At 52.9% G+C, this 2,728-nt stretch carries 3 protein-coding genes; 1 reads left to right on the plus strand and 2 read right to left on the minus strand.

The window, feature by feature from the left end:
* Positions 1-565, minus strand: a 565-nt coding sequence (gene recR / locus VJY99_RS01800; RefSeq protein ID WP_324115770.1) for a recombination mediator RecR, incomplete at its 3' end; no start/stop codon positions are given.
* Positions 566-672: 107 nt separating this feature from the next.
* On the minus strand, positions 673-1,542 hold the full coding sequence (locus VJY99_RS01805; protein ID WP_324115772.1) for a pirin family protein: 870 nt from the start codon (positions 1,540-1,542) through the stop codon (positions 673-675).
* Positions 1,543-1,652: 110 nt separating this feature from the next.
* Here VJY99_RS01805 and VJY99_RS01810 point away from each other — a divergent pair, with 110 nt between their 5' ends.
* A complete protein-coding gene (locus VJY99_RS01810) occupies positions 1,653-2,558 on the plus strand; it encodes a LysR family transcriptional regulator (RefSeq protein ID WP_324115774.1) in 906 nt (301 codons plus the stop codon).
* The last annotated feature ends 170 nt before the right edge of the window (positions 2,559-2,728 follow it).

Genomic DNA, 2,728 nt, shown 5'->3' on the forward strand with positions numbered 1-2,728 from the left:
GCGTAGTCCCATCTACCATTTCCAGCTCGCCACCCACCGGAACACCGTGTGCGATACGACTGGCATCGACGCCATATTGCCCGCAAAGTTCGGCAATGTAGTTCGCTGTCGCTTCGCCTTCAACGGTCGGGTTGGTCGCCAGAATCAGCTCTTTAATGGTTTCGGTTTCCAGACGCTGTTCAAGCCTGTCGAGACCGATGTCCTGCGGGCCAATGCCATCCAGAGGAGAAAGGTGCCCCATCAGCACAAAATAGCGCCCAGAAAACTGGCCAGTCGCTTCGATAGCGTGAATATCCGCTGGGGTTTCTACTACGCAAATCTGGCCATTTTCCCGACGACGCGGGTTGGAGCAAATAGCGCAGACTTCTTGTTCGGTAAACGTGCGGCAATCTGCACAGTGCCCAATTTCGGACATGGCGCGAGTCAATGCTTGAGCAAGACGCATTCCACCACTGCGGTCACGTTGCAAAAGCGCAAACGCCATACGTTGTGCAGACTTAGGGCCAACGCCCGGCAGGCAGCGCAGGGATTCCATAAGGGTGGTAAGTAAAGGACTGGTTTGCATCGCTCTGACTTCTGAAAAAAGAGTGGGCCATAGCCTAACATTAGCCCCGCGCGCCGGTATAGGAAAAGATATTCCCCCTGCGCGATGTCCCGCACAAGGGGAATAATTTAGGCAATATTCTGACCAAATTTACCCTGATTAAAATCGTCGATAGCCTCTTTAATCTCTTCACGGGTGTTCATCACAAACGGTCCGTAACCGACAACAGGCTCGTTAAGCGGCTCACCGCTCAACACCAGCACGACGGCGTCGTTATTGGCTTCCAGGGTGACGGTTTCACCTTTCGCATCCAGCACCACGAGTTGCGCTTCACGAACCACTTCCTGGCCGTTGACCTGCACCGTACCTTTGAGCACCACAAGTGCTGTGTTCCAACCGTCAGGTAAGGTCAGTTGTGTCGTACTTTGCCGATTCAGACGCATATCCAGGACTCGTAGCGGTGAAAACGACCGTGCCGGGCCTTTTTTGCCGTCCATTTCACCGGCGATCACACGCACCTGGCCGGCGTTATCAGGCAAGGTCACAACCGGAATATCCCCATCGGTAATCGACTGGTAGTTCGGTGGCGTTGATTTATCTTTTGCTGGCAAATTCACCCACAGCTGTACCATCTCCAGCGCACCACCCTGCTCACTGAAAGCCGGCGAGTGAAACTCTTCGTGCAAAATGCCACTACCGGCGGTCATCCATTGCACGTCGCCTGGGCCAATCACCCCGCCACTGCCGGTGGAGTCGCGGTGCGCCACTTCGCCTTTGTAAACGATGGTGACCGTTTCAAAACCACGATGCGGATGGACATCTACGCCGCGTTGTCCTTTGTTGCTCGGTTTAAAATCTGCCGGGCCTGCGTAATCCAGCAGCAGGAATGGGCTGAGCTGTTTTTCAAATTTTGAATAAGAAAACAGTGAGCGAACCGGAAATCCATCACCCACCCAGTGGGAAGCAGGTGCTGAATAAACGCCAAGAATTGATTTCATCGTTATCTCCATTGAGTGTCGATTTCTGTTGGGATAAAGCTTACTCATAAGACGAAATCCGCGGTAGACTCTTAAAATGAACTCAGTGTTCCACACACGGGACAATAGCAATGCAAGACCTCAATGATCTGTGGTACTTCGTGCAAGTGGTCGATAACGGGGGGTTTTCTCCTGCCAGCCGCGTTATCGGTATTCCCAAGTCGCGCTTGAGTCGGCGTATTGCGCTGCTAGAAGAAAGCCTGGAAACCCGCCTGATTCAGCGTTCAACGCGCAGTTTCACTGTGACCGAGGCTGGGCAGATTTTTTATCGCCATTGCAAAGCGATGATTATCGAAGCTGAAGCGGCAAAGGAAGCGATAAATTCGCTGCGTGCTGAACCGCGCGGGCTGATTCGCCTAACATGCCCGATTGCTTTGCTGCATGCGCATATCGGCGAGATGTTGGCGCGATTTATGACGAAGTATCCGCAAGTTACCGTGCAGCTTGAGGAGACTAATCGCCAGGTTGATGTGCTCAATGAGAATGTCGATTTAGCCGTACGAGTGCGCCCATTGCCGCTGGATGACAGTGAGTTGGTGATGCGCAAACTGGCGGATCGCGGGATGTGCCTGGTCGCCAGCCCCGAACTGGTTGAGCGCTTGACCAAACCTGCATCTCCCGCTGATCTTCAGCATTGGCCGAGTCTTGCGTTATCCAAACCACAGCAGATTTATCGTTGGTGCCTGTTTGGCCCAGATAATCAGGAAGTGACGCTGCACCACAAACCACGTTTTGTGACCACCGATATGATTGCGCTGCGCGCTGCCGCTCTGGCAGGAGTGGGGATTGTTCAGTTACCGATTTTGATGATTCACCAGCAAATTGCACAGGGAACTCTGGTGCATTTGTTACCGGAATGGCGCGCAAGACGGGAAGTAATTCACGTGGTGTTTCCTTCGCGGCGAGGCCAGCTGCCGGCGGTCAGAGCGTTTATTGATTTTCTGGTGGAGAGCTATGCGGCGTTTGAGGAGGAGTGATGTTATTGAGTGTCTATACATCGGGTGACGATGCGCCTACCCGACCTACAAACCACAAAATGACAAAACAATTTCCCTAATTAATTCGCGTTGCAGGTAGGCGGCAAGGGAGCAACAAATTTGTCTGGAACAAATTTGAACGCTGCTTGCAGCGTCCCAGGCCCATAGAT

This window comes from Buttiauxella sp. (assembly GCF_035271705.1).
Taxonomy (GTDB): Bacteria; Pseudomonadota; Gammaproteobacteria; order Enterobacterales; family Enterobacteriaceae; genus Buttiauxella.